The sequence below is a fragment of the Nocardioides massiliensis genome (assembly GCF_030811215.1).
GTDB lineage: Bacteria > Actinomycetota > Actinomycetes > Propionibacteriales > Nocardioidaceae > Nocardioides_A > Nocardioides_A massiliensis.
The window spans coordinates 2,829,329-2,854,992 of record NZ_JAUSQM010000001.1 but is presented as its reverse complement, the minus strand read 5'-3'; the positions used below and the strand labels follow the sequence as shown (position 1 = coordinate 2,854,992).

Sequence of the window (25,664 nt, the reverse complement as noted above, 5' to 3'; positions counted from 1 at the left end):
AGGTGGGGACGGCGCGGGTAGTGTCGTCGCCACGAGCCTGCGGAGGTGAACGCCATGCCGACATCGGGGATGCCGACATCAGGGATGGGTCCGGACCGGCACTCGAGCCGGAGCACCGACGACCTGCTGCGCCAGGTCGCCGACCTGGAGGCGGAGGTGGGCGCGCTGCGCCGACGGCTCTCCGACCGCGGGGGCGCCGACGGCCTCGACCTGCGCCTGGCCGATGCCCAGCGCTCGCTCTCGGCGCTCACGGCGCAGAACGAGAAGCTCGCCCAGACGCTGCGCGACGCCCGTGACCAGATCACCACCCTCAAGGAGGAGGTCGACCGGCTCGCCCAGCCGCCCGCGGGGTTCGGCACCTTCCTCGAGGCGCACGAGGACGGCACGATCGACGTCTTCACCGGCGGCCGCAAGCTCCGGGTCAACGTCAGCCCTGCAGTCGACCGTGACGCGCTGACGCCCGGGCAGGAGGTCATGCTCAACGAGTCGCTCAACGTGGTCTCGGCCCTGGCGTTCGAGAAGGTCGGGGAGATCGTCACCTTCAAGGAGCTGCTCGCCGACGGCGAACGCGTCCTCGTGCTCGGCAACGCCGACGAAGAGCGGGTCGTGCGACTGGCCGAGCCGCTGCGTGACATCACGCTGCGCGCCGGTGACTCCCTGCTCCTCGACGGCCGGTCGGGCTACGTCTACGAGCGCGTGCCCAAGTCCGAGGTCGAGGAGCTGGTGCTCGAGGAGGTGCCCGACATCGACTACGAGTCGATCGGTGGCCTGCGCAACCAGATCGACCAGATCCGTGACGCCGTCGAGCTGCCGTACCTCCACCCCGACCTCTTCGTCGACCACGAGCTCAAGCCGCCCAAGGGCGTGCTCCTCTACGGCCCGCCCGGCTGCGGCAAGACGCTGATCGCGAAGGCCGTCGCGAACTCGTTGGCGAAGAAGGTGGCCGCGCGCACGGGCGCCGAGGGCCTCGGCAACGAGGTCCGGGCGTACTTCCTCAACATCAAGGGCCCCGAGCTGCTCAACAAGTACGTCGGCGAGACCGAGCGCCACATCCGGCTGGTGTTCCAGCGCGCCCGTGAGAAGGCGAGCATGGGTACGCCGGTCATCGTGTTCTTCGATGAGATGGACTCGTTGTTCCGCACCCGCGGCTCGGGGGTGTCCTCCGACGTCGAGAACACCATCGTCCCGCAGCTGCTCAGCGAGATCGACGGCGTGGAGACCCTGGAGAACGTCCTCGTCATCGGTGCCTCCAACCGCGAGGACATGATCGACCCGGCGATCCTGCGCCCGGGCCGGCTCGACGTGAAGATCAAGATCGAGCGGCCGGATGCGGAGTCGGCGCGCGACATCTTCTCCAAGTACCTCACCTCGCGCCTGCCGCTGCACGCCGAGGACCTCGCCGAGTTCGGCGGCGACCGCGAGGCCTGCGTCGCCGCGATGATCCGGGCGACGGTCGAGCGGATGTACGCCGAGAGCGACGAGAACCGCTTCTTGGAGGTCACCTACGCCAACGGCGACAAGGAGGTCCTGTACTTCAAGGACTTCAACTCCGGCGCGATGATCCAGAACATCGTCGACCGAGCCAAGAAGATGGCGATCAAGGACTTCCTCGACCACGACCAGCGCGGCCTGCGGGTGTCCCACCTGCTCCAGGCGTGCGTGGACGAGTTCAAGGAGAACGAGGACCTGCCCAACACGACCAACCCCGACGACTGGGCGCGGATCTCGGGCAAGAAGGGCGAGCGGATCGTGTTCATCCGCACGCTCGTCACCGGCAAGCAGGGCACCGAGCCCGGCCGCTCGATCGACACGGTCTCCAACACGGGTCAGTACCTCTAGATGACCGTACGCCGCGTCATGGGCACCGAGGTCGAGTACGGCATCTCGGTGCAGAACCAGCCCCAGGCCAACCCGATGGTCGCCTCGTCGCAGATCGTCAACGCCTACGCGAGCGCCACCGCGCAGGCCCGGCGGGCGCGCTGGGACTTCGAGGAGGAGTCGCCGCTGCGCGACGCGCGGGGGTTCGACCTGTCCCGCGACGCCGCCGACCCCTCGCAGCTCACCGACGAGGACCTCGGGCTGGCCAACGTCATCTTGGGCAACGGGGCGCGGTTGTACGTCGACCACGCCCACCCGGAGTACTCCACACCGGAGGTCACCACGCCGCGCGACGTCGTGCTGTGGGACAAGGCCGGCGAGCACGTCATGCGGCGGGCCGCGGAGCTGGCGGCAGCGACGCCGGGGGCCACCCCGATCGCGCTCTACAAGAACAACGTCGACAACAAGGGCGCCAGCTACGGCGCTCACGAGAACTACCTCATGCGGCGGTCGACGCCGTTCGCCGACATCGTCACCCACCTCACGCCGTTCTTCGTCAGCCGGCAGGTGGTGTGTGGTGCGGGCCGGGTCGGGATCGGCCAGGACGGCAAGGGGCAGGGCTTCCAGGTCAGCCAGCGCGCCGACTACTTCGAGGTCGAGGTCGGACTCGAGACCACGCTCAAGCGCCCGATCATCAACACACGCGACGAGCCGCACGCCGACCCCGAGCGCTACCGCCGGCTGCACGTGATCATCGGCGACGCCAACCTCGCGGAGGTGTCGACGTACCTCAAGGTCGGCACGACCTCGCTCGTCCTGGCGATGATCGAGGACCAGTTCATCACCCGCGACCTGACGATCGACGGCCCGGTCGCGGCGCTCCGTGCGGTCTCCCACGACCCCACGCTGAAGACCCTCGTCCGACTCCGCGACGGCCGGAAGCTCACCGCCGTCCAGCTGCAGATGGAGTACCTCGACCTCGCCCGCAAGTACGTCGAGGACCGCTACGGCACCGACGCCGACGCGCAGACCCGCGACGTGTTGACGCGCTGGGAGTCGGTGCTGACCCGGCTCGAGACCGACGTCCACTCCTGCGCCTCCGAGCTCGACTGGGTCGCGAAGCTGCGCCTGCTGGAGTCCTACCGCGAGCGCGACGGACTGGACTGGGACGATGCGAAGCTGCACCTGATCGACCTGCAGTACGCCGACAACCGGCTCGAGAAGGGTCTCTATCACCGCCTCGTGCGGCTGGGGCGCATCGAGCGACTGCTCGGCGACGCCGAGGTCGACCGCGCGGTGGGCGAGCCCCCGGAGGACACCCGGGCCTACTTCCGCGGTCGCTGCCTGGAGAAGTACGCCGACCGCATCGCGGCGGCCTCGTGGGACTCAGTGATCTTCGACCTGCCCGGACGCCCGTCGCTGCAGCGGGTCCCGACCATCGACCCCCTGCGCGGGACCCGGGCGCACGTCGGCGACCTGATCGACCGCTGCGCCACGGCCGAGGACCTCGTCCACGCGCTGACCTCCGACCAGTAGGGTCGGAACTGCAGCGGGGGAGAGGCACTGACGAAGGAGATCGCGATGGCCCAGGAGCACAAGCAGCCGCGCCGGTCCACCGAGGCCGAGGAGGTCACGGAGGACACCGCCCCGTCCGAGTCGGTCGCGGAGCGCAAGGACCAGCTCGACGAGGACATCGACGCGATCCTCGACGAGATCGACGACGTCCTCGAGACCAACGCCGAGGACTTCGTGAAGTCCTTCATCCAGAAGGGCGGCCAGTGACCGCACCCCGCCTCGACCCTGCCTACCTGACGCCGGGGTCGTCGTCGTTCGCCGAGTTCCTCGACCGCGCCGCACCCGACCTGCTGCCCGCGCGCCGGCTGCCCGCCGGCGACGCGGCGTCCCTGTCGCCGCACGCCACGACCATCGTCGCCGCCACCTTCACCGGTGGTGTCGTGATGGCCGGTGATCGCCGGGCGACGATGGGCAACGTCATCGCCCAGCGGGACATCGAGAAGGTCTTCCCCGCCGACGAGTTCAGCGTGGTCGGCATCGCCGGGAGCGCCGGGCTCGCCGTCGAGCTGGTGCGGCTGTTCCAGACCGAGCTCGAGCACTACGAGAAGATCGAGGGCACGACGCTGTCCCTCGACGGCAAGGCCAACCGGCTCGCGGCCCTGATCCGGGGCAACCTGCCGATGGCGATGCAGGGCCTGGCCGTCGTGCCCCTCTTCGCCGGCTACGACATCCGCGCCCAGCACGGGCGGATCTTCTCCTACGACGTGACCGGCGGGCGCTACGAGGAGACGGCCTTCCACGCCGTCGGCTCGGGCTCGCTGTTCGCCCGCGGTGCGCTGAAGAAGCTCTACCGCGAGGACCTGAGCGAGGCCGACGCCGTGATCGCGGCCGTGCAGGCGCTCTACGACGCCGCGGACGACGACTCCGCCACGGGCGGTCCCGACATCGCGCGGCGGATCTTCCCCGTGGTCAGCGTGGTCAGCGCCGACGGCCATCGCCGGGTCCCCGACGCCGAGGTCGCCGACGTCGCCGACCGGGTCATCGCGGCCCGGATGACCCGCCCCGACGGCCCCGCCGCCGGGCTGCTGTGAGGAGCCTGCGATGAGCATGCCGTTCTACGTCTCGCCCGAGCAGCTGATGAAGGACCGGGCCGACTTCGCCCGCAAGGGCATCGCCCGCGGCCGGTCGGTCGTCGCCGTGCAGTACGCCGACGGCGTGGTGTTCGTGTCCGAGAACCCCTCTCAGGCCCTGCACAAGATCAGCGAGATCTACGACCGTCTCGCCTTCGCCGCGGTCGGTCGCTACAACGAGTTCGAGAACCTCCGCATCGCGGGCGTGCGGCTGGCTGACATGCGCGGCTACGCCTACGACCGGCGCGACGTCACCGGGCGCAGCCTGGCCAACGCCTACGCCCAGACGCTCGGCACCATCTTCTCCAGCGGTGGGGAGAAGCCCTACGAGGTGGAGATCTTCGTCGCCGAGATCGGCGAGAGCGCGGCGGAGGACCAGATCTACCGGCTCACCTACGACGGTCAGGTCTACGACGAGCACCGTTTCGCGGTCATGGGCGGCACCCACGACAAGGTCGACAGCTACCTCACCGAGCACTACCGCGAGCAGATGAGTCTCGCGGACGCCGTCCGACTCGGTGTCGACGCGCTCGGCCACGACGACGAGGCGCCGCGCACGATCCCGCTGACCGACCTCGAGGTCGCGGTGCTCGACCGCAGCCGCACCCAGAAGCGCAAGTTCAAGCGGATGCTGCCCTCGACCCTGGAGTCGCTGCTCGGCGATCGGGCGTGACGAGCCGCTGGGGGAGCGACGCCGAGCGTCGCTGGACCGCCGTCGGTCCGGACCGACCGTTGCATGTCGGCTTCCAGAGCGTCTATGCGCGCGACTACCGGCTGCCCGACGGCACCGAGGTCATGTGGGAGATGGACGGGCTCGCTGCCGTCGTCGGCGTCCTCGCGCTCACCGACGACGAGCAGCTGGTGATGGTGCGCCAGTTCCGCCCCGGTCCCGACCGCGTGGCCATGTGCCTGCCCGGTGGACTGGTCGACCCCGGCGAGGATCCCGTCGTCGCCGCCGAGCGCGAGCTGCGGGAGGAGACCGGCTACACCGTCGCGTCGTGCGACATCGTCGCGTCGGTGCGCGGGCCGGTGGACCTCAACCCGTCGTACGTCGCGATCGCTCGCGGCGCCCGGCTCACCCACCCCCAGGAGCTCGACCCCTACGAGGACTGCGAGGTCGTGCTGTGCACGCCCGCGCAGGTCAGGGCCGAGGCTCGCGCCGGGCTGATGACGGGCACCGAGCTCGTCTATCTTGCGCTGGACCACGCCGGCTTGTTGTGAGCCAGGTTGCACCCGCTCCACTAGGCTCGATCCATGGACCGGCGGATCTTCGGGATCGAGAACGAGTACGGCGTCACGTGCACGTTCCGCGGTCAGCGCCGGCTCAGCCCGGACGAGGTCGCGCGCTACCTGTTCCGCAAGGTCGTCTCGTGGGGACGCAGCAGCAACGTCTTCCTGCGCAACGGTGCGCGGCTCTATCTCGACGTCGGCAGTCACCCGGAGTACGCCACCCCCGAGTGTGACGATGTCGTCGAGCTCATCACGCACGACAAGGCGGGGGAGCGGGTCCTCGAGGGTCTGCTGGTCGACGCCGAGGAGCGGCTGCACGACGAGGGCATCGCGGGCGACATCTACCTGTTCAAGAACAACACCGACTCGGCCGGCAACTCCTACGGCTGCCATGAGAACTACCTCGTCGGGCGCCAGGGGGAGTTCTCCAAGCTCGCCGACGTCCTCATCCCGTTCCTGGTCACCCGCCAGATCATGGTGGGCGCGGGCAAGGTCAACCAGACCCCGCGCGGAGCGTCGTACTCCGTCAGCCAGCGCGCCGAGCACATCTGGGAGGGCGTCTCCAGCGCCACCACCCGCTCCCGGCCGATCATCAACACGCGCGACGAGCCGCACGCGGACGCCGAGCGCTACCGCCGACTCCACGTGATCGTCGGCGACTCCAACATGAGCGAGACCACCGCGCTGTTGAAGGTGGCCTCCTGCGACCTCGTGCTCCGGATGATCGAGGAGGGCGTGGTGATGCGCGACCTCACGATGGAGAACCCGATCCGCGCGATCCGCGAGATCTCCAACGACCTCACCGGTCGCCGCAAGGTGCGCCTGGCCAACGGCCGCGAGGCCTCAGCGCTCGACATCCAGCACGAGTACTTCAGCCGCGCCCACGACTTCGTCCAGCGTCGCGAGCTCCACACCCCGGTCATCGAGCGAACGCTCGACCTGTGGGAGCGGACGCTGAAGGCCGTGGAGTCCGACGACCTGTCGCTGGTCGAGCGGGAGATCGACTGGGTGATCAAGCTGCGGCTGCTCGACCGTTATCGCGCCCAGCACGGCCTGCCGCTGGGGCACCCCCGGATCGCCCAGCTCGACCTCGCCTACCACGACATCCGCCGCGACCGCGGCCTCTACTACCTGCTCGAGCGGCGCGGTGCGGTCGCGCGGGTGACCGACGACCTGCGGGTCTTCGAGGCCAAGTCCGTGCCGCCGCAGACCACCCGCGCCCGGCTACGGGGCGAGTTCATCAAGCGTGCCCAGGAGCGGCGGCGCGACTTCACCGTCGACTGGGTCCACCTCAAGCTCAACGACCAGGCCCAACGCACGGTGCTGTGCAAGGACCCGTTCCGCTCCCACGACGAACGGGTCCACAAGCTCATCGAGGGAATGTGAACCGGTTCGAGCGCGGCTGGGACCGGCCGGTAGCCTGACCGGCGGTCCGCAGTATTCCAACGAGGGAGCCCCTCTGTGTCGCGCTTGCGCCGTTTCACCGCCCTGACCGCAGCCGCCGCCCTGGTGCTCGTCACCGCCGCGTGCGGCAGCGACGACGAGAACGGGGTCGAGTCGGCCGCGCTGTCGGACGTCGAGGTCACCGGCGAGGTCGGGCAGAAGCCCGATGTCACGGTGCCCGAGGACTTCGCCCTCGAGGAGACCGTCGGCACCGAGCACACCGAGGGTGACGGCGTCCCCCTCGTCGCCGGCAAGCCCGCGTTGATCCACATCACGATGGTCAACGTGCGCACGGGTGACGTGGCGATCAGCACCTACGACCAGGAGCAGCCGCTCTACCTCCAGGCCTTCGACGAGGCCAACCTGTTCAAGACCATCGTCGAGACGATGGAGGGCGCGGCGTCCGGCAGCCGCTACGTCTTCGGGATGCAGCCCGGCGACCTGTACGGCGAGCAGGGCAACACGCAGTTCGGGATCGAGCCCGACGACGACGTGATCGCCGTGGTCGACGCGATCTCCGGCCCGCCCGAGGAGGTCCTCGACGGACCCGACGGCGAGGCTGTGGACCCGCCCGCCGACACACCGACGGTCGTCGAGGACGGCGACGGCCAGGTCACCGGCATCGACTTCAGTGGTCTGCCCAAGGCCGCGCCCGAGGAGTTCCAGGTCATCACTCTCATCGAGGGGGAGGGGCCCGAGGCCCGCGACGACTCGGTGGTGTCGTTCAACTACCTGGGCCAGGTCTGGGGCCGGGAGCAGGTCTTCGACGAGAGCTACTCGCGCGGTGAGCCGACCCCGTTCGGTCTCGGCGTCAGCGGCCTGATCCGGGCCTGGGACGAGGGCCTGGTCGGCACCAAGCGGGGCAGCCGCGTCATGATCATCGCCCCGCCGGAGATGGCGTACGGCGACCAGGAGCGCCCGGGCTCGGGCATTCCGCCCAACTCCACCCTGGTCTTCGTCATCGACGTCCTCGGCGTGAGCTGACCTCCGCCCACGCGGAGCCGGGGACGGGAAGAGTGCGGCAGACTCACCCTCATGGCCAGTGACGAGAAGACCGAGCGCCTGCTCAACCTGCTCATCACCCTGCTCGTCTCCCGGACCTACGTCACCAAGGACCGTCTGCGGTCGGTGATCGAGGGTTACCGCGGCCTCGACGATGCCGCGTTCGAGAAGAAGTTCGAGCGCGACAAGGACGAGCTGCGGGCACTCGGCGTACCGATCGAGATCGGCTCCCACGAGGCGTATTTCGACGACGCTGCCGGCTACCGGGTGCGCCCGGACGCCTTCGCGCTGCCCGACATCGAGCTCACCGCGCAGGAGGCTGCCGTCGTGGGCCTGGCCGCGCGCGTCTGGCAGCACGCCGGGCTCGCCTCGCGCACCACCGATGCGCTGCGCAAGCTCACGGCCGCCGGGGTGAGCGTGGACCGTGCAGCGCTCGACATCGCCCAGCCGCGGCTGGACGCCGCCGAGCCGTCGTTCACCGACCTGTGGGACGCGACCCAACGCCGTACGCCGGTGCGTTTCGGCTACCGCCGCCCGGGGGCCACCGAGGCCACTGAGCGCACGGTCCAGCCCTGGGGGCTGGTGTCGTCGCAGGGGCGGTGGTACGCCGTCGGGCACGACGTCGACCGCGACGACACCCGCGTCTTCCGGCTGTCGCGGATCGAGGGCGCGGTCCGCCCCGCCGGACCTGCTGACAGCTACACCGTGCCGGCCGACCTGGACCTGCGCGCACTGACGCGCTCGCTGGCGCCCGCCGAGCCGGTGGGCGAGGCGGTGGTGCTGGTGCGGCCCGGCGCTGGTCTCGGGCTCCGCGCCCGCGCCACCGCGGCTGCACCCGCCACCACGCCCACCCCGCCCGGCGACTGGGACGAGCTGCGGGTCCCGTTCGCCCGCGAGGACGCCCTGGTCGACGAGGTGCTGTCCTACGGCACCGCGGCGGTACTCCGCTCGCCCGAGCCCTTGCGCGCGCGCGTGGTGGCACGTCTGGGCGCCGCCGTGGGGGAGGACGCGTGAGTTGCCCTGTGTCAACCTCCGCGCCGTCAGGCGGCGATTTGGTGGTGTTCGTTGAGGACGCGTTGGAAGGCTCGGTGCTGGCTAGGGTCGTAGGTGGCCCGGTCTTGCCAGCAGCGCCAGATGATGTCGACCCAGGCGCGGGCGAGGATCCGGACGGCGTGGGGGTGGTCGTGGTTGCGTGCCCTGGCGCGGTTGTAGAGGTCGGCGGCCCACGGGTTGGCGTGTCGGGAGTCAGCGGCGAAGTCACACAGGGCGTCGCGGAGTTCTTTGTCGCATCCCCACCGGAAGGTGACGGCTTTGACCTTGCCGGACTGCCGCGTCGAGGGCGCGACGCCGGCCAGACAGGCCAGGGAGTCGGCGGTGGGGAACCTGCCGCGGGCGTCCCCGATCTCGGCGAGCAGTCGCGCGGCGCGCACGGTCCCGGAGCGAGGCAGCGAGGTCACGACGTGCGCGTCGGGGTGGACGTCGAGTTGCTCAGCGATCGAGTCCGCGAGCGTGGCGATCTGGGTGTTCAAGCTCCGCAGGACCGCGACGAACGCGAGCGTGGTTGCGGCATGGGGGCCGGTTTCAGCACCGGTGGTGCCGCGGGGCGCAGCGAGCAGCCGTTGGTGCAACACGGCAGGGTCGGTGCGCCCGGAGTAGGCGAGCTTCTTCAGCCATGCTGCGAGCCGGTCGGCGGTGAGCCAGTCGGCTTTGGTCTGGGTGGGGAACCGTTCCAGGAAGGACAGGCTGATCGCGGAGTCCAGGTGGGCGAACAGGTCCACGATGCCGGGGAACACGACCTGCAGGTGCGCGCGGAGCTGGTTGGCTGCCGCGACGCGGTGCGCGACCAGGTCCCGACGAGCACGCACGCTGGAGCGCAGCGCTTGGGTGGCCGGGGTCGATCTGGTCAGCGGGGTCAGGCGACGGCGGTCGGTGCGGACCACATCTGCCAGGACGTAGGCGTCGAACCGGTCGTCCTTGTTGCCGGCCGAGCCGTAGCGCGAGCGGAGGTTCTTGACCTGGTTGGGGCTGATCACCAGCACGGTCAGCTCGGTGGCAAGCAAGGCATCGATGACGGGCCCGTCGCCGCGTTCGATGCCGATCTCGACGACCTCAGCTGCCAACAGACGTCGTACGAGTCGTTTGAGGCCGGCAGCGGTGTGCTCGACGGTGAACCGGTCAAGCACCTCGCCGTCGGGGTCCAGGATGCACACGACGTGGTCGTCCTTGGCCCAGTCCAGACCGGCGCACACTCGTGGTCGGGTCGCTTCAGGGGTCACACTCATGGTCAGTTCCTCGCTGTTGGAGCAGTGAGAGAACACCCGGTGGTCCCGGGACCCTGCAGCCGGTCGCTCACTGATCGGCGCTCATCGGCGCATAGCCCTGTAGCCGGTCGGCGGGTCCTGGGCCACCGGACCTCGCAGAACTCACGCTGGACCTCGAAGGTCGAGCGACCGTGGCGATGGTCCGGTGGGGACCAGGGGTGTACCGGCAACCCATCTGAAGCCACCGACCTGAGGAAGGTAATCCAGTGAGCACCGCCCGCGACCAGCTGGCACGGATGCTCGCGCTCGTGCCCTACCTCCAGCACCGCGAGGCCGTCCCCCTCGACCAGGTCGCCCGGGACCTGGGCGTCCCCGCCGAGCAGGTCGTACGCGACCTCAACGTGCTGTGGTTCTGCGGGCTGCCCGGTCTCGGCATGGGCGACCTGATCGAGGTCGACATGGACGCGCTGGACGGAGAGGGGGTCGTCCGGATCTCCAACGCCGACTACCTCAGCCGACCGCTGCGCCTGCGCGCCGACGAGGCCAGTGCGCTTCTCGTGGCGCTGCAGACCCTGCGCGCCACGGCGCCCGCCGACCAGCGCGAGACCGTCGACAGCGTGATCGCCAAGTTGGCCGCGGCCGCCGAGGACGGAGCCGCCCACGCGAGCCAGGTCGCCGTGCAGGTCGCCGACGGTGGCGCCGAGGAGCGCCTGCGCGACCAGCTCGAGCACGCGGTCGCGGCCCGGCGGCAGGTCCGCATCGCCTACCTCGTCCCGTCGCGCGACGAGGTCACCGACCGGGTCGTCGACCCCTTCGCCGTCGTGCGCCACGACGGACAGCACTACCTCCGGGCGTGGTGCCACCTCGCCGGGGGAGAGCGCCGGTTCCGTCTCGACCGGATCCAGAAGGCCACGGTCCTCGACACCCCGGTCAACGTGCCTACCGACACAGCGCCGGTCGCTCTCGACGAGCAGATCTTCTCGCCCGGTCCCGACGCCGTCCCGGCACGGTTGCGACTCGCTACGCCCGCCCGGTGGGTCGTCGACTACGTCCCCCACGACGAGGTCGTGGAGGTCGGCGACGACCTGGAGGTCGCGCTGCGGGTCGCCGACGTCCGCTGGCTCGAGCGGCTGGTCCTGCGGTGCGCCCCCCATGCGACCGTCCTCGAGCCGGCCGAGGTGGGGGTCCGGGTGCGGGCGACCGCGGCGGCGACCCTGGAGCTCTACGCGACGGGCTGACCCGCCCGTCGACCCGCCGACCGACCCGCCCGGCTGGCCCGCCGGTCGGCGCTCGCAGCGTACGATGGCGGCAGGTCACCGCACGCACGTCGTCGACACCCAGAGGACATCATGTTCATCCCCCAGGTCATGGGCCTCGGCCCGGGCGAGATCGCCATCATCGTCGGTGTACTCGTCCTGCTCTTCGGTGCCAAGAAGCTGCCCGAGCTGGCCCGCGGCTCCGGTCGCGCGCTGCGCATCTTCAAGGCCGAGACCAAGGGCCTGATGACCGACGACGACGACGAGCCCAAGGACACGCGCAACCGCACCCTGGACGCGCCCGAGGCGCCGGAGGCCGACGCCCACCCGTCGGCGACGTCCGAGCGGAACCCCGACCGAGACCGCTGAGCCGGTGGCGGTCGCTGCCGGCCTGGTCCGGCTCTTCCGCGGCGCACCCCAGCAGCCCGTCGGCCCGGACGGCAAGATGCCCCTGGCCGACCACCTGCGGGAGCTGCGCGCGCGCATCCTGCGCTCGGTCAGCGTGCTGGTCGTGGCGATCATCGTCGCGCTGTTCTTCTACGACGAGCTCTCCGACCTCGTCAGCGGCCCCTACGAACAGGCCGTGGGCAACATCGACGTCGACAGCGAGCTCATCATCTCCGGCGTCGGCGGCCCCCTGCTGCTGCAGCTGAAGCTGTCGGCCATCGCCGCGGTCATCGCCACCAGCCCCTACTGGCTCTACCAGATCTGGGCGTTCGTGATGCCCGGGCTGCACCAGCACGAACGCCGCTGGACCCGCGTCTTCAGCGCCGTGGCCGGACCGCTGTTCATCGGCGGCGTCGCGGTCGGCTACTACGTGCTCCCCAAGGGCCTGCAGGTCCTCATCGACTTCACCCCTCTCGGAGTGACCAACCTCGTCGACTTCGACACCTACCTGTCGTTCTTCATCCGGCTGCTGCTCGTCTTCGGCATCGCCTTCGAGATCCCGCTGTTCATCGTCATGCTCAGCCTCGCCCGCGTGCTGTCGGCCCGCACACTGGCCGAGTACCGCGCCTGGATCATCGTCGGCACCTTCGTCTTCGCCGCCGTCGCGACCCCCTCCACCGACCCGTTCACCATGCTGTTCCTCGCCATCCCCATGGTCGTGCTGATCTTCGTCAGCGAGGGCATCGTGCGCCTCATCGAGCGCCGTCGCCGCGCGAACGACGACACCACCGACTGGGACGACGACGAGGCATCCCCCCTCGACGAGACCCCGTCACGCATCGACGACGAGGCCGACTGGTGACCCGACCCGTCATCGGCGAGGCCGACCCGTTCGAGCTGCCCGAGTGGCTGGGACTCGGCGAGGTCGAGTGGACCACGACCGCGCCGGTGGCCGGCGCCGGCACCGTCACCGGGCGGCTGAGCCAGGGCACGCAGAGCCTGCCGGCCGACCTGCTCGCTGCCGACCGCGCCTACCCGGTGATCAGCCTCGGCGAGGAGTGGCGCACGCCGGCCCACCAGGCCTGGACCCACGGCGAGGTCCTGCTGCTCGAGGTCGACGGCCGGCTCACCCTCGCCGTACCCGGGCACGCGCTCACCGTGGACCTGACCTTGGAGGCCCTGCGCCGGCTGGCCCGTGCGGTGGGCGTGCCGCCACACCGGTTCGTCGTGGCCCTGCGGCTCTGAGCACGGCCACGCCCTAGAGTCGGCTGCGTGAGCAGTCCACCGCGCGAGGTCGCCCTGGTGACCAACCCGCTCGCCGGCCGCGGACGCGGTGCCCGCGCCGCCGCGGCGGCCCTGCCAACACTGCGCGCCGCCGGCGTACGCGTGCGCAGCCTCACCGGGGGTGATGCCGACGAGACGCTGCAGCTCGCACGCGCGGCGGTGGCCGAGGGGGTCGACGCCCTGGTGGTCTGCGGGGGCGACGGGCTGGTCCACCTGGGTGCCCAGGTGGTCGCGGGCACCGACACGCCCCTGGGCGTCATCCCGGCCGGCACCGGCAACGACGCAGCCCGCTCCCTCGGCCTCGACCAGCGCGACGACGCCGCAGCGGCGGTCGCCGCCGCCCGGGTGGTGGCCGCCGGTCGGACGCGGCGCATCGACGTGGCCGAGACCGCCGGGCGGCGGTTCGTCACCGTCCTCGCGGCCGGGTTCGACGCACGCGTCAACGAGCGCGCCAACCAGATGCGCTGGCCGCGCGGGCAGATGCGCTACAACCTGGCCACCCTCACCGAGCTGCGCGTCTTCCGGCCGCTGCCCTACGTCCTCGAGCTCGACGGCACCGTCCTGCGCACCGACGCGATGCTCGTCGCCGTCGGCAACGGGCCGGCATTCGGCGGGGGGCTGCGCATCACCGAAGGGGCCCGGATCGACGACGGTTTGCTCGACGTCGTCATCATCGAGCCCATCACCAAGACCGACCTCGTCCGGACGTACCCGAAGCTGTTCAGGGGGACCCACGTGCACCACCCGGCCTACCGGCACCACCGCGTGCGTCAGGTCACCGTCGCCGCGCCCGGCATCGTCGCCTACGCCGACGGCGAGCGGATCGCCCCGCTGCCGCTGACGATCACGGTCGAGCCGTCCGCGCTGACCGTGCTGGTGCCGTGATGGGCGCCGATCCCCGCCGCGACCCCGACGAGGCGCTGAGCCCCGCCGACCGGTACGCCGCGTTCCGGTCCCGCCGCGAGCACCCCGTGCTGGCGGAGTTCGTGGACCTGCAGGCCTTCGGACTCGACGACTTCCAGCTGCGCGCGTGCCGCGAGGTCGAGGACGGGCGCGGTGTCCTCGTCGCCGCACCGACCGGGTCGGGCAAGACGATCGTGGGCGAGTTCGCCGTGCACCTGGCCCTGAGCCAGGGGCGCAAGGCGTTCTACACCACGCCGATCAAGGCGCTGTCGAACCAGAAGTACGCCGACCTCGTGCGCCGCTACGGGCCCGAGCGTGTGGGGCTCCTGACCGGAGACCGCACGATCAACGGTGAGGCGCCGGTCGTCGTCATGACGACCGAGGTGCTGCGCAACATGCTCTACGCGGGGTCCCGGACCCTCGCTGGTCTCGGGTTCGTCGTCATGGACGAGGTGCACTACCTCGCCGACCGCGCCCGCGGAGCGGTCTGGGAGGAGGTGATCATCCACCTGCCGGAGTCGGTGGCGGTCATCTCGCTGTCGGCGACCGTGTCCAACGCCGAGGAGTTCGGCGACTGGCTGGCCACCGTGCGCGGCGAGGTCACCACCATCGTCGAGGAGCGGCGCCCCGTGCCGCTCTACCAGCACGTCATGGTGGGACGGAAGCTCGTCGACCTGTTCGCCGACAGCGACGACTACGACCCCGGCTTCCCGCGCGAGGGCGCGCAGGTCAACCCCGAGCTCGTGCGGATCGCCCGCGACGACTGGGCCAGCACCCGGATCCGCGACCGCCGCAGCCCGCGCGGCCAGAAGGGCGGACAACGGGGAGGACAGGGCGGCGGACACGGTCGTGACCGCGGCCGCAACGTCGGCAACGGGCGCCGGGTCTGGGTGCCCAGCCGGCCCGCGGTCGTCGACCGGCTCGACCGGGCCGACCTGCTCCCGGCCATCGTCTTCGTCTTCAGCCGCGCAGGCTGTGACGCCGCGGTGAAGCAGTGTCTCGACGGCAACCTGTGGCTCAACTCCCCGGAGGAGCGCGAGGAGGCGATCGCCTACGTCGAGGCGCAGTGCGCCTCGATCCCGCGCGACGACAAGGTGGTCCTGGGCTACCACGACTTCCTCGAGGGACTCGCGCGCGGCGTGGCCGCGCACCACGCGGGACTGCTACCGGCGTTCAAGGAGATCGTCGAGCAGCTCTTCCTGCGCGGACTGTGCAAGGTGGTCTTCGCGACCGAGACGCTCGCGCTGGGCATCAACATGCCGGCGCGGTCCGTCGTGATCGAGCGACTGTCGAAGTGGAACGGCGAGACGCACGCCGACATCACGCCGGGGGAGTACACCCAGCTCACCGGGCGCGCCGGTCGCCGCGGCATCGACGTCGAGGGCCACGGAATCGTGCTGTGGCAACAGGGCCTGGACCCCAAGCGCCTCGCCGGGCTCGCCTCGACCCGCACGTACCCCCTCAACTCGTCGTTCCGCCCCTCCTACAACATGGCTGTCAACCTGGTGCACCAGCTCGGACGACACACCGCACGCGAGGTGCTGGAGTCGTCGTTCGCGCAGTTCCAGGCCGACCGCGCGGTGGTCGGCCTGTCGCGCCAGCTGCGCAAGGCCGAGAACGCCCTCGAGGGGTACGCCGAGGCGGCGCAGTGCCACCTCGGGGACTTCATGGAGTACGCCGCCATGCGGCGCAAGCTCTCCGACGTCGAGTCCCGCCAGGTCAAGGCCCGCCGGCACGACCGGCGCAACGACGTCATCACGTCGCTGATGGCGCTGCGGCCCGGTGACATCATCGACGTCCCGGCCGGCAAGTTCGCCGGGATCGCGGTCGTCGTGGACCCGGGCAACACTCGGCGCGGCGAGGAGCCGCGACCGATGGTCCTCACGCTGGACCGGCAGGCACGTCGGCTCAACCTGATGGACTTCCCGACCCCGGTCGAGGCGTTCGCCCGCCTGCGGGTGCCGAAGGGCTTCGAGGCGCGCAACCCGCAGGACCGCCGCGACCTCGCCTCGGCGCTGCGCAGCCGCACGAAGGGGGTGGCGCCGCCGCCACGACCGTTCCAGACCGAGGATCGGCGCACGACGCCGGCGGCGAAGGACGAGATCGACCGCCTCCGCGCGCAGCTGCGCGCGCACCCCTGCCACGCGTGTCCGGACCGCGAGGACCACGCCCGCTGGGCCGAGCGGCACTTCAAGCTGCACCGTGATGCGCAGACACTGGCGCGCCGGATCGAGCAGCGCACCAACACCATCGCCCGCCAGTTCGACCGCGTGTGCGAGGTGCTCACGGACCTCGGCTACCTCGAGGAGACCTCGGAGCCCGAGGAGGGCGTCGGCGCCGAGGCCGGCCCGCGCACGGTGGTGACACCCCGCGGGGCGCGGCTCATGCGCCTCTACAGCGACCTCGACCTGGTCGCCGCCGAGGCGCTGCGCGAGGGGTTGTGGGACGACCTCGCGCCGAGCGAGCTGGCGGCAGTGCTGTCCACGCTGGCCTACGAGGCCCGTCGCCCGGAGGACGCGAACGCCCCGCGCCTGCCGGGTGGGCGCGTCCAGCCGGCGATCGAGGACACCGTCGCCCTGTGGCGCGAACTGGAGATGCTCGAGCGCGAGCACAAGCTCGACTTCCTGCGCGAGCCCGACCCCGGGTTCGCCTGGGCCGCCTACCGGTGGGCCGAAGGTGACGAGCTCGACGACGTCCTGCGCGTCATCGACCTGCCGGCCGGCGACTTCGTGCGCTGGATGAAGCAGCTGCTGGACCTGCTCGGCCAGGTCGCCAACGCGGCGGGGGAGTCCCCGGTGCGGCGTACGGCGCGGGAGGCCGTGACGCTGCTGCGACGCGGCATCGTGGACTACGACGCCGAGGCCTGAGCGGCCTCCAGCCTGGAGCCGGACTCAGGCGCTGAGCACCTCGGTGAGCCGCTCGGCCGAGGTCCCCAACCCCCAGCGCTCGGTCAGCGACGCCGCGGCGTCGGCGTCTGCCAGGCCGCGCAGCCGCAGGTCGGGGGCGCCGAGGTCGAGGTCGCGCACCACCGCGACGACCCGCGGCGCGACGTCGAGGTAGGGCGCGGCCTCCTTGAGCTTGCGCCGGACGCCGGGAGCGATCTCCGAGGCCGGGTCCTCGGCGGCTGCGCGGATCCCCTCGAGGTCGCCGAAGCGCAGCAGCAGGGTGGCCGCGGTCTTCTCGCCCACACCGGGCACGCCGGGCAGCCCGTCGGAGGTGTCGCCCCGCAAGGTGGCGAAGTCGGCGTACTGCTGGGGGAGGACGCCGTACTTCCCGACCACCCACGCGGTGTCGACCCGCTCGTGTCGACCGACGCCGCGGGCGGTGTAGAGCACCCGCACCTCGGCAGCGTCGTCGACGAGCTGGAAGAGGTCGCGGTCGCCGGTCACGATGTCGACCGGCATCCCGGCGCCGGTGGCCAGCGTGCCGATGACGTCGTCGGCCTCGTGCTCGGCGGCGCCGACGATCGGCAGCCCCCAGGCAGTCAGCACGTCGCGGATGATCGGGACCTGCACCTCCAGCGGGTCCGGCACCTCCTCGACGTCGGTCGCACCGGGCACGACCTCGACCACGCGGTGCGCCTTGTAGGACGGCAGCAGGTCGACGCGCCACTGCGGACGCCAGTCGTCGTCCCAGCAGCAGGCGAGATGGGTGGGCTCGTAGTCGGCGACCAGCCGGCTGATGAAGTCCATGAGCCCGCGCACCGCGTTGACCGGCGTGCCGTCGTCGGCCCGCAGCGAGTCCGGCATCCCGAAGAAGGCCCGGAAGTAGAGGGAGGCGGTGTCCAGGAGCAGCATCCGGTTGGTCACGGGCCGAGTGTGTCATCCCCGGGACCGCACACGCGCGACGCTGCCGCCCCTATCCTGTGCCGCGTGGAAGACACCGACCAGCAGATCCTGCGCCTGCTCGCCGAGGACGGCCGCATGTCGTTCACCGACCTCGCCAAGGCCACCGGGCTCTCGACGTCGGCGGTCCACCAGCGGGTCAAGCGGCTCGAGTCGCGTGGCGTGATCAAGGGGTACGGCGCGACGATCGACTACGAGCAGCTCGGCAAGCCGCTGACGGCGTTCATCTCGATCACCCCGATCGACGTGTCGGAGCCCGACGACTATCCCGAGCGACTGCGGTCGGTCACCGAGATCGAGAGCTGCTGGTCCGTCGCCGGGACCGAGTCCTACATCCTCAAGGTCCGGGTAGCGACCCCCGGTGACCTGGAGAACCTGCTGTCGCGGATCCGCTCGGTCGCCAACGTCGCCACCCGCACGACGATCGTGCTGTCCACGGCCTACGAGAACCGCCCGGTCTGAGACCGGGACCTGGGCGACTACGCAGGTGCGGTCGTCTGCGCCCGCTCACGCCAGTAGGCCTGGCCCTCGAGCGGGAGGGTGTGGATCGGGTCATAGTAGGGATAGGTCTGCTCCCCGAGGTCGACGTCGTCGCCCTCCAGCGAGGTGCGGTAGTTCTTGGTCCACGACGAGATCCCGCGGACCCGGTCGTAGGCCGCGACCTGGTGGACCCAGCGCTTGCCGACGAACGGGACGTCGCAGACGATCCGCGGCGTCGCGAAGCCGGGCAGGTAGCCCATGATGTGGTGCTGCAGCCGTTGGGCGTCGGCGACCGAGACCCGCCAGTGCTCCGCGGCCGGGATCATGTCGCACATGTAGAAGTAGTAGGGCATCACGCCGGCCCCGTCGAGCAGTGCGAAGCAGAGGTCGAGCAGCGCGTGCGGGTCGGCGTTGACGCCGTCGAGCAGGACGCCCTGGTTGCGCACGTCGCGCACCCCCGCCTCGAGCATCGCCTGCGTGGCCTCGGCGACCAGCGGTGTCACCGAGTTCGCGTGGTTGGCGTGGGTGTGGATGGCCAGCGCGACCCCGCGGCGGCGGGCCACGCCGGCGACCCGCTCCATGCCTTCGCGTACGTCGTCCGACAGCCAGTGCTGGGGGAGACCGACCAACGCCTTGGAGGCCAACCGGATGTCACGGACGTTCTCGATCTCCAGCAACCGGGTGAGGAACTCCTCGAGCCGGCGCCAGGGCAGGTTCGCGACGTCACCGCCGGAGACGACCACGTCGCGCACCGTCGGCGTGCGCCGCAGGTAGTCGAGCATCGCGTCGTGCCGGTCGACCGGGCGCAGGTCGAACTTGAGCTTGTCGACCGTCGGGGTCGAGTTGCCGACCAGGTCCATCCGCGTGCAGTGGCCGCAGTACTGCGGGCACGTCGGCAGCAGCTCGGCCAGGACCTTGGTGGGGTAGCGGTGCGTCAGGCCCTCGGCCACCCACATGTCGTGCTCGTGCAGCGAGTCGCGCTGCGCATAGGGGTGGGAGGCGAAGTCCGTCCGCCGGTCGGACAGCACGGGGATCATGTAGCGCCGGACGGGGTCGGCGTACACCGCGTCGGTCCACGACCCTGGCTCGGTGCCCGTGGCGTGCGGCGCGATGGTGTTCATCATCTGCGGCGGCACCAGCATCGACATCGTCGCGCGCTCGCGCTGGTCGCGTTCGAGGTCGGCGTAGAACTCCTCGCCGACCAGGTCCCCCCATAGTGCCCGCAGCTGCGCGAGGTTCTTCACGCAGTGCGCGCGCTGCCACTGCACCGAGCGCCACTGCTCGTCGGTGACGTCACGCCACCCCGGCAGCCGCCGCCAGTCCGGCTCGACGAGCTCGCGACGGTGATAGGTGTAGGGCTGACCGGTGCCGAGCCCGATCGAAGTCTCGATAGTCATGATGATCGGAGGCTACGATGCGATCCTTCGGTCGGTCCACCCATCTGCCGGAAGATTTCCGGCCTGACGTTCACTAGGCAGGCTTTCCGTGACCATCGCGGTCTCCGACCCCACCGGCGTCCACCGGGTGCTCGCGCCTGTGGGCGCGCTCCCGCAGGCGGCCGAGCGCCTCGACACGCGCGCCGCGCTCTGGCCCGACGAGGTGCGGGTGCGGGTCAGCCGCCTGAACCTGGACGCCGCGTCGTTCCGTCAGCTGCGTGAGGCACACCCGGACCCGGTCGAGCGCCGGCGCGCGGTCTGCGCGATCGTCGCCGCCCGCGGCAAGATGCAGAACCCGGTCACGGGGTCGGGCGGGATGCTGATCGGCACCGTCGAGGAGGTCGGCCACGCCTCGACCCTGGGGCTGTCCGTGGGCGATCGGGTCGCCACCCTCGTCTCGCTGACCCTCACCCCATTGGTGATCGACGACGAGCTGGCGTCATGGGACGCCGACTCCGAGCAGGTGCCCTGCTCCGGTCACGCCATCCTCTTCGGCCGCTCCATCGCCGCCCGCCTGCCCGACGACCTGCCGGAGCCGCTCGCCCTCGCCGCCCTCGACGTCTGCGGCGCGCCGGCGCTCACGAGCCGCGTCACCCGGACGTACGCCGACCCGGTGGTCGTCGTCATCGGGGGAGGGGGCAAGTCCGGCTCGCTGGCGCTCGCCGCTGCGCGGGCGGCGGGCGCGGCGCGCACCATCGGGGTCGTCCCGCACGACGCCGAGGCACGGGCGCTGCGTGACGCCGACCTGGCCGATGCCGTCGTGGTCTGCGACGCCCGTGATCCGTTGGCACTGCGCGACGCCGTCACCTGCGCGGGCGGACCCGCCGACGTGACGGTCGTCTGCGTCGACGTCCCGGGGTGCGAGGGCGGCGCCGTGCTCGCGACCAACGACCGGGGCACGGTCGTCTTCTTCTCGATGGCCACCTCGTTCAGTGCCGCCGCGCTCGGCGCCGAAGGGGTGGCGGCCGACGTGACCATGCTCGTCGGCAACGGCTACGTCCCGGGGCACGCCGACCTGGCGCTCGACCTGGTCCGCAGCACGCCCGGGGTCCGAGCGCTCTTCGAGCAGCGACTGGCGCAGGAGGCGCGATGAGGATGCTGTTGCGCGGTGGGCAGGTGCTCAGCCCGGCGCACCCGCGCGCCACCGCCCTCGGTGTGGAGGAGGGGCAGGTCGCCTTCGTCGGCGACGAGACCGAGGCCGAGGGGTGGGCGACGTACGCCGACCTCGTGGTCGACCTCGCGGGGCGCCTCGTGACCCCGGCTTTCGTCGACGCCCACGTCCACCTCGCGCAGACCGGGCTCAGTGCCGCGAGCGTCGACCTCGGCACCCCGACCCTGGTCGCGGCACTCGACGCGCTGGCCGCGCACGCGCGTCAGGACCACCACGCCGTGCTGCTCGGCCACGGGTGGGACGAGAGCCAGTGGCCCGAGCGGCGTCCGTTCACCCGCGCCGAGGTCGACCGCGCCACCGGCGGCAAGCCCGCCTACCTCGCCCGCATCGACGCCCACTCCGCGGTGGTCTCCAGCGCGTTCCTCGACGCCGTACCCCGCCTGGCCGGCATCCAGGGCTACGCCGAGGAGGGCTGGCTGACCCGGACCGCCCACGACACCGCGCGGCAGGCCCTCTTCGAGCTGCTCCCGGGCTCGACCCGCGCCGATGCCCTGCTGCGCGCCCTGCGTGAGGCGGCGGCGCAGGGGATCGGCCAGGTCCACGAGATGGGCGCGCCCCACCTCTCCCCGGCCGACGACTTCACCCGCCTCGACGCGCTCGCGCTCGCCCACGACGGGGCGCTGCCGCAGGTCGTGCGCTACTGGGGCTCGGCCGCCACCGACGAGACGTTCAGCATCGCCCGCGAGCACGGCTGCATCGGGCTGGCCGGGGACCTGTGCGCCGACGGGGCGATCGGCTCGCGCACCTCCGCGCTACGGGCGCCCTACACCGACGAGCCGGACACCTCCGGGGCGCTCTACCTCGACCACGACACCGTCCGCGACCACGTCGTCGCCTGCACCCGCGCAGGGGTCCAGGGCGGCTTCCACGTGATCGGTGACCGGGCAGCCGACACGGTGGTGGCCGGGATCGCCGCCGCTGTCGAGCAGCTCGGGGTCGACGCGGTGCGCGCCGCGCGGCACCGGCTCGAGCACGTCGAGATGCTCGACCACGGTGACGCCGGGCGCCTCGCCGCGTGGGGTGTCACCGCGAGCATGCAGCCGGCCTTCGACGCGCTCTGGGGCGGCGACGCCGCGCTCTACGCCCAGCGTCTCGGTCGCGAGCGGGCCGGGCGCATGAACGCCGTCGGCACCCTCCTGGGCGCCGGGGTCCGCGTGGCGTTCGGCTCCGACACCCCGGTCACGCCGTTCGCGCCGTGGGCCGCGGTGCGCGCCGCGGTGCACCACCAGACCCCGGCCCAGCGCATCGATCCGGCCGCAGCGTTCGCGGCCCACACCTGCGGTGGGTGGGAGGCGGCCGGGCTGTCCGGCGGCGACCTGCGCCCGGGGGCGCCGGCCAGCCTCGTCGTCTGGGACGTCACGCCACAGTCCCCCGAGGCGCCGGCCCTCGACCTCGGTTCGCCGCTGCCGACGGCACACCTGACCCTCGTCCACGGACGCATCGCGCACGAAGAGACCGGAGCACTGCGTTGACCGCCGCGACCACCGCCGCACGGATCCCCCTGGACCCCGCCACGGTCCGCACCGCGCGCCGGTTGGCGCGCAAGGCCGGGCGGCCGATCGTCCGCATGGCCCAGCAGCACACGACAGTGTCGGTCGAGCGCGCGACGCTGCGCCTGGCCGGACTCGGCGGCGCCGACGCCGAGGGCACACCCTGGGTCAACCGGCTCCTCGACGCGGTCCGCGGCGACGTCGGGATCGAACACGGCGTCTGCCTGCCGGTGTACGACGCCCTGCGCCGCGGCGAGGCGGCGGACCTGACCGAGCTCGCGCAGAAGGCAGCCGTGGGGTCGGTGCGGTTCCGCCTGCCCGAGGGCACCGAGCGCACCCGGGCGGCCTCCCTGGCGCGCAAGCAGGTCGGTGCCGGGATCCGGCGCATCGACACCCGCCGGCGCGAGCGCGACCGGCTCATCGCCCGCCACGGGGACGCCCCGCGCACACCGTGGATCTATCTCATCGTCGCGACCGGCGACATCTACGAGGACATCCCGCAGGCGCAGGCAGCAGCCCGCGCGGGGGCCGACGTGGTGGCGGTGATCCGCTCGACGGGGCAGTCCCTGCTCGACTTCGTGCCCGAGGGCGCCACCCGCGAGGGCTACGCCGGCACCTACGCGACGCAGGAGAACTTCCGGTTGATGCGGGCGGCGCTCGACGAGACCAGCAAGGAGCTCGGGCGCTACATCCGCCTGACCAACTACGCCTCTGGCCTGTGCATGCCCGAGATCGCCGCGCTCGCCGGCCTCGAGCGGCTCGACATGATGCTCAACGACTCGATGTACGGGATCCTCTTCCGCGACATCAACCCGGTGCGCACGTTCGTCGACCAGCGCTTCAGCCGCCAGGTCCACGCCCGCGCCGGCATCATCATCAACACCGGCGAGGACAACTACCTCACCACCGCCGACGCGGTCGAGGCCGCCCACACGGTGACCGTCTCCCAGCTGCTCAACGAGTACTTCGCCAAGGAGGCAGGGCTCGAGGACTGGCAGCTCGGGCTGGGCCACGCCTTCGAGATCGACCCCGAGGTGACCGACTCCTTCCGGCTCGAGCTCGCCCACGCCCTGCTGGCCCGGCAGCTGTTCCCGAGGGCCCCGCTGAAGTGGATGCCACCAACGCGTCACATGAGCGGCGACATCTTCCGCGGCTACCTGCTCGACGCGTTCTTCAACCTCGCCGGCGCACTGACCGGGCAGGGGATCCTGCTCGTCGGGATGATGACCGAGGCGGTGGTCACGCCGTGGCTCTCCGACCGCGACCTCGCGCTGCAGAACGTCCGCTACGTCCTCGACGCCGCCGGCGGGCTCGCCGAGGACTTCCGCCCGGCCCCCGACGGGTTCATCGCCCAGCGCGCCCAGCAGGTGCTGGGCGAGGCGGTCGACCTGCTCGAGCGGATCACTGACACCGAGCAGCACCGCGACGGACTGCTCGACGCGATCGCCGATGGCACCTTCGGTCTGATGCGCCGCCCGGCCGACGGCGGCCGCGGCCTCGACGGCGTCGCCCGCAAGGCCGACGGCTACCTCAACCCGGCCATCGACCTGCTGGAGGAGACGTCATGAGCACACTCGTCCGCCCCTACGGCGACACCACGGGCGACGGGATGGTGCAGATGTCCTTCACCCTCCCGGTGCCGCACTCCAAGGTCGCCGAGGGCGCCGCCGCCCAGCTCGCGCAGAAGATGGGCATGGACCCCGCCCTCGTCGTCCACGCCAAGCCGATGGGCCCGGACTTCACCTTCTTCGTCGTCTACGGCCGGGTCAGCCACCTCGTCGACCTCGACGCCGTGCGGGTGGTCGAGCGCGACTACCCGCTCCTGACGCCCAAAGAGGCCAACCTCGCGCTGCGCAAGGGCCTGCGCCGTCGGCTCGTCGTGGTCGGCGCGTGCATCGGCACCGACGCCCACACCGTCGGCATCGACGCCATCCTCAACGTCAAGGGCTGGGCGGGGGAGAAGGGGCTGGAGTACTACCGCGAGATCAAGGTGGTCAACCTCGGGGCCCAGGTCGCCGTACCCGACCTTGTCGCCCGAGCCGAGGCCGAGCGCGCCGACGCCGTCCTCGTCTCCCAGGTGGTGACGCAGCGCGACGCCCACCTGCACAACACCCGCGAGCTGTCCGCCGCGTTCCGCGAGGCCTTCCCGCCGGCTCGGCGGCCGCTGCTGGTGGTCGGCGGCCCCCGCTTCGACGAGGGCGGTGCCGAGACCCTCGGCGTCGATCGGGTCTTCGGCCGCGGCACCACGCCCGCCGAGGTGGCCAGCTACCTCGTCCACCGCACCGTCACCCGTCACTCGTCCCCGGAGGTACGCCGATGATCGGCCAGCGCGTCACGCATCGCCGCTACGTGCCCTACGCCCATGCCCACTACGCCGGCGGCCTCGTCGACGGTGCCTACGGTCTCGGGCTCTTCGGCGACGTCGCGACCGAGCTGTGCATCCGCACCGACGGCGACGAGGGGCTGTTCGCCTCCTACGAAGACGTGCAGTTCCGCGCGCCGGTGCAGGCCGGCGACCTGGTGGAGGCGGCCGTCGAGCTGGTCGCCATGGGCCGGCGGAGCCGACGGATGACGTTCACGCTGCACGTCGTCGGGCGCGGTGCGGCACAGGGCGGTCGGGCGAGCAGCGCACGACTGCTCGCAGAGCCGATCCTGGCCACCACCGCCGTCGGCACCGTCGTCGTCCCGGCCGCCCCGGACGAGCCGGGCCGATCGCCGGGCGTGTCGGCGCCGGACACGCCGCACTGAGGAAAGTTTTCGGGTCGAATGTGGTGCACGACACACGTCGCTGACCTGCGGGTTTGCTCGAAACCGCAGGTCAGGGGCCGGTTGACAGCGTGGCGCGCGTTGACCAATCTCTCCCACGATCCTCTCGAGCAGAACGCCACGCCAGCGGGCTCTGGCTCCGGGACGGACAGCCGGGTCGGGTACCACGACCGCGGTCGACCGTCTCGTCCAGACCGGGTCGACGTGGCGGGGGAGGACACGGAAAGGGTCCGGCGCCCAGTAGACA

At 71.5% G+C, this 25,664-nt stretch carries 24 protein-coding genes; 21 read left to right on the top strand and 3 right to left on the bottom strand.

The genetic code is table 11. From position 1 onward, the window contains the following. The first annotated feature begins 84 nt into the window (after positions 1-84). The 9 genes from arc to J2S59_RS14150 all read left to right on the top strand — a co-directional run bounded on the left by arc (position 85) and on the right by J2S59_RS14150 (position 9,152). Positions 85-1,839: a proteasome ATPase gene (gene arc / locus J2S59_RS14190; protein WP_370871542.1), complete on the top strand. Its 1,755-nt coding sequence runs from the start codon at positions 85-87 to the stop codon at positions 1,837-1,839. Further along, entirely contained in the window at positions 1,840-3,354 is a 1,515-nt protein-coding gene (dop, locus tag J2S59_RS14185; protein ID WP_068117804.1) for a depupylase/deamidase Dop, read from the top strand. Between the two features lie 45 nt (positions 3,355-3,399). Then, positions 3,400-3,600 carry a ubiquitin-like protein Pup gene (locus J2S59_RS14180; RefSeq protein WP_068117801.1) on the top strand — a complete coding sequence of 67 codons (201 nt, stop codon included), beginning with the start codon at positions 3,400-3,402 and terminating at the stop codon, positions 3,598-3,600. After that, complete coding sequence (prcB, locus tag J2S59_RS14175) at positions 3,597-4,424, top strand: proteasome subunit beta (protein WP_306825234.1); 828 nt, start codon at positions 3,597-3,599, stop codon at positions 4,422-4,424. Before J2S59_RS14180 ends, prcB begins: the two co-directional genes overlap by 4 nt. A gap of 10 nt (positions 4,425-4,434) precedes the next feature. Beyond that, on the top strand, positions 4,435-5,136 hold the full coding sequence (gene prcA / locus J2S59_RS14170) for a proteasome subunit alpha (RefSeq protein ID WP_068124975.1): 702 nt from the start codon (positions 4,435-4,437) through the stop codon (positions 5,134-5,136). Then, positions 5,133-5,684, top strand: coding sequence for an NUDIX hydrolase (locus J2S59_RS14165; RefSeq protein ID WP_068124973.1), 552 nt, complete (start codon positions 5,133-5,135; stop codon positions 5,682-5,684). Before prcA ends, J2S59_RS14165 begins: the two co-directional genes overlap by 4 nt. A 33-nt stretch (positions 5,685-5,717) precedes the next feature. Continuing rightward, a complete protein-coding gene (pafA, locus tag J2S59_RS14160; protein WP_068124972.1) occupies positions 5,718-7,079 on the top strand; it encodes a Pup--protein ligase in 1,362 nt (453 codons plus the stop codon). A gap of 75 nt (positions 7,080-7,154) precedes the next feature. Continuing rightward, a complete protein-coding gene (locus J2S59_RS14155) occupies positions 7,155-8,120 on the top strand; it encodes an FKBP-type peptidyl-prolyl cis-trans isomerase (RefSeq protein WP_068124970.1) in 966 nt (321 codons plus the stop codon). Between the two features lie 51 nt (positions 8,121-8,171). Beyond that, positions 8,172-9,152 (top strand): helix-turn-helix transcriptional regulator, encoded by a 981-nt coding sequence (locus tag J2S59_RS14150; RefSeq protein ID WP_068124969.1) that lies wholly within the window; start codon positions 8,172-8,174, stop codon positions 9,150-9,152. 26 nt (positions 9,153-9,178) lie between these two features. On the opposite strand, the gene J2S59_RS14145 is transcribed toward J2S59_RS14150, so the two are convergent. Next, positions 9,179-10,420 (bottom strand): IS110 family RNA-guided transposase, encoded by a 1,242-nt coding sequence (locus J2S59_RS14145; RefSeq protein ID WP_068124533.1) that lies wholly within the window; start codon positions 10,418-10,420, stop codon positions 9,179-9,181. 245 nt (positions 10,421-10,665) lie between these two features. Here J2S59_RS14145 and J2S59_RS14140 point away from each other — a divergent pair, with 245 nt between their 5' ends. From J2S59_RS14140 to J2S59_RS14115, 6 genes are all read left to right on the top strand, one after another. Beyond that, positions 10,666-11,637 (top strand): helix-turn-helix transcriptional regulator, encoded by a 972-nt coding sequence (locus tag J2S59_RS14140; protein ID WP_181642183.1) that lies wholly within the window; start codon positions 10,666-10,668, stop codon positions 11,635-11,637. Between the two features lie 111 nt (positions 11,638-11,748). Further along, complete coding sequence (tatA, locus tag J2S59_RS14135) at positions 11,749-12,024, top strand: Sec-independent protein translocase subunit TatA (RefSeq protein ID WP_306825233.1); 276 nt, start codon at positions 11,749-11,751, stop codon at positions 12,022-12,024. A gap of 4 nt (positions 12,025-12,028) precedes the next feature. Further along, positions 12,029-12,904, top strand: coding sequence for a twin-arginine translocase subunit TatC (gene tatC, locus J2S59_RS14130; protein ID WP_068120554.1), 876 nt, complete (start codon positions 12,029-12,031; stop codon positions 12,902-12,904). After that, on the top strand, positions 12,901-13,287 hold the full coding sequence (locus J2S59_RS14125; RefSeq protein ID WP_068120556.1) for a hypothetical protein: 387 nt from the start codon (positions 12,901-12,903) through the stop codon (positions 13,285-13,287). Before tatC ends, J2S59_RS14125 begins: the two co-directional genes overlap by 4 nt. 27 nt (positions 13,288-13,314) lie before the next feature. Continuing rightward, a complete protein-coding gene (locus tag J2S59_RS14120) occupies positions 13,315-14,211 on the top strand; it encodes a diacylglycerol/lipid kinase family protein (RefSeq protein WP_068120562.1) in 897 nt (298 codons plus the stop codon). Further along, positions 14,211-17,096, top strand: a complete 2,886-nt coding sequence (locus J2S59_RS14115; protein ID WP_068120566.1) for a DEAD/DEAH box helicase — start codon at positions 14,211-14,213, stop codon at positions 17,094-17,096. The genes J2S59_RS14120 and J2S59_RS14115 overlap by 1 nt, the downstream gene beginning before the upstream one ends. 24 nt (positions 17,097-17,120) lie before the next feature. Here the strand turns inward: J2S59_RS14115 and J2S59_RS14110 are convergent, their stop codons facing one another. Beyond that, the gene (locus J2S59_RS14110; RefSeq protein ID WP_068120568.1) at positions 17,121-18,038 is read right to left on the bottom strand and encodes a 5'-3' exonuclease; all 918 of its coding nucleotides are present in this window, start codon (positions 18,036-18,038) and stop codon (positions 17,121-17,123) included. Between the two features lie 63 nt (positions 18,039-18,101). Between J2S59_RS14110 and J2S59_RS14105 the strand changes: the two genes are divergently transcribed. Beyond that, on the top strand, positions 18,102-18,536 hold the full coding sequence (locus J2S59_RS14105; protein ID WP_068120570.1) for an Lrp/AsnC family transcriptional regulator: 435 nt from the start codon (positions 18,102-18,104) through the stop codon (positions 18,534-18,536). A gap of 17 nt (positions 18,537-18,553) precedes the next feature. Here J2S59_RS14105 and J2S59_RS14100 read toward each other — a convergent pair whose 3' ends face one another. Further along, positions 18,554-19,951, bottom strand: a complete 1,398-nt coding sequence (locus tag J2S59_RS14100; protein ID WP_306825232.1) for a KamA family radical SAM protein — start codon at positions 19,949-19,951, stop codon at positions 18,554-18,556. Positions 19,952-20,039: 88 nt separating this feature from the next. Between J2S59_RS14100 and kdd the strand changes: the two genes are divergently transcribed. From kdd to kal, 5 genes are read left to right on the top strand one after another with little or no spacing between them, the layout of a single operon-like run. Then, positions 20,040-21,083 (top strand): L-erythro-3,5-diaminohexanoate dehydrogenase, encoded by a 1,044-nt coding sequence (gene kdd / locus J2S59_RS14095; protein ID WP_246360074.1) that lies wholly within the window; start codon positions 20,040-20,042, stop codon positions 21,081-21,083. Continuing rightward, positions 21,080-22,633 (top strand): amidohydrolase, encoded by a 1,554-nt coding sequence (locus J2S59_RS14090; RefSeq protein ID WP_306825231.1) that lies wholly within the window; start codon positions 21,080-21,082, stop codon positions 22,631-22,633. Before kdd ends, J2S59_RS14090 begins: the two co-directional genes overlap by 4 nt. After that, a complete protein-coding gene (kamD, locus tag J2S59_RS14085) occupies positions 22,630-24,219 on the top strand; it encodes a lysine 5,6-aminomutase subunit alpha (RefSeq protein WP_306825230.1) in 1,590 nt (529 codons plus the stop codon). Before J2S59_RS14090 ends, kamD begins: the two co-directional genes overlap by 4 nt. Next, a complete protein-coding gene (gene kamE / locus J2S59_RS14080) occupies positions 24,216-24,971 on the top strand; it encodes a lysine 5,6-aminomutase subunit beta (protein WP_068125158.1) in 756 nt (251 codons plus the stop codon). Before kamD ends, kamE begins: the two co-directional genes overlap by 4 nt. Next, positions 24,968-25,399: a 3-aminobutyryl-CoA ammonia lyase gene (gene kal / locus J2S59_RS14075; RefSeq protein WP_068125157.1), complete on the top strand. Its 432-nt coding sequence runs from the start codon at positions 24,968-24,970 to the stop codon at positions 25,397-25,399. Before kamE ends, kal begins: the two co-directional genes overlap by 4 nt. Positions 25,400-25,664: the final 265 nt, after the last annotated feature.

Bases quoted from the DNA above. Each gene is read 5' to 3' on its own strand.
- arc (WP_370871542.1), top strand. From the start codon at position 85: ATGGGTCCGGACCGGCACTCGAGCCGGAGCACCGACGACCTGCTGCGC.
- dop (WP_068117804.1), top strand. From the start codon at position 1,840: ATGACCGTACGCCGCGTCATGGGCACCGAGGTCGAGTACGGCATCTCG.
- J2S59_RS14180 (WP_068117801.1), top strand. From the start codon at position 3,400: ATGGCCCAGGAGCACAAGCAGCCGCGCCGGTCCACCGAGGCCGAGGAG.
- prcA (WP_068124975.1), top strand. From the start codon at position 4,435: ATGAGCATGCCGTTCTACGTCTCGCCCGAGCAGCTGATGAAGGACCGG.
- pafA (WP_068124972.1), top strand. From the start codon at position 5,718: ATGGACCGGCGGATCTTCGGGATCGAGAACGAGTACGGCGTCACGTGC.
- J2S59_RS14150 (WP_068124969.1), top strand. From the start codon at position 8,172: ATGGCCAGTGACGAGAAGACCGAGCGCCTGCTCAACCTGCTCATCACC.
- J2S59_RS14145 (WP_068124533.1), bottom strand. From the start codon at position 10,420: ATGAGTGTGACCCCTGAAGCGACCCGACCACGAGTGTGCGCCGGTCTG.
- tatA (WP_306825233.1), top strand. From the start codon at position 11,749: ATGTTCATCCCCCAGGTCATGGGCCTCGGCCCGGGCGAGATCGCCATC.
- J2S59_RS14115 (WP_068120566.1), top strand. From the start codon at position 14,211: ATGGGCGCCGATCCCCGCCGCGACCCCGACGAGGCGCTGAGCCCCGCC.
- J2S59_RS14100 (WP_306825232.1), bottom strand. From the start codon at position 19,951: ATGACTATCGAGACTTCGATCGGGCTCGGCACCGGTCAGCCCTACACC.
- J2S59_RS14090 (WP_306825231.1), top strand. From the start codon at position 21,080: ATGAGGATGCTGTTGCGCGGTGGGCAGGTGCTCAGCCCGGCGCACCCG.
- kamE (WP_068125158.1), top strand. From the start codon at position 24,216: ATGAGCACACTCGTCCGCCCCTACGGCGACACCACGGGCGACGGGATG.
- kal (WP_068125157.1), top strand. From the start codon at position 24,968: ATGATCGGCCAGCGCGTCACGCATCGCCGCTACGTGCCCTACGCCCAT.